The sequence below is a fragment of the Leclercia adecarboxylata genome, from assembly GCF_035787115.1.
Classification (GTDB): Bacteria; Pseudomonadota; Gammaproteobacteria; order Enterobacterales; family Enterobacteriaceae; genus Enterobacter; species Enterobacter adecarboxylatus_E.
On record NZ_JALKTL010000027.1, the window covers coordinates 1 to 349 of the forward strand.

At 70.5% G+C, this 349-nt stretch carries 1 protein-coding gene; it reads right to left on the reverse strand.

Going from position 1 to position 349, the window contains the following annotated elements; all coding sequences use genetic code 11:
• Positions 1-349 (reverse strand): hypothetical protein (locus MXM41_RS22920; RefSeq protein ID WP_227448016.1); only part of this gene is annotated, 349 nt, incomplete at both ends.

Genomic DNA, 349 nt, shown 5'->3' on the forward strand with positions numbered 1-349 from the left:
GCGTCGGCGTCCGCATCAGCGTCGGCGTCCGCGTCTGCGTCGGCATCCGCATCGGCGTCGGCATCCGCATCCGCATCCGCATCGGCATCAGCGTCTGCATCTGCATCCGCATCAGCGTCGGCATCCGCGTCCGCATCGGCGTCGGCGTCGGCGTCGGCATCGGCGTCGGCGTCGGCATCCGCGTCGGCGTCCGCATCCGCATCCGCATCGGCATCCGCATCAGCGTCGGCGTCCGCATCAGCGTCGGCGTCCGCGTCTGCGTCGGCATCCGCATCGGCGTCGGCATCCGCATCCGCATCCGCATCGGCATCAGCGTCTGCATCTGCATCCGCATCAGCGTCGGCATCCG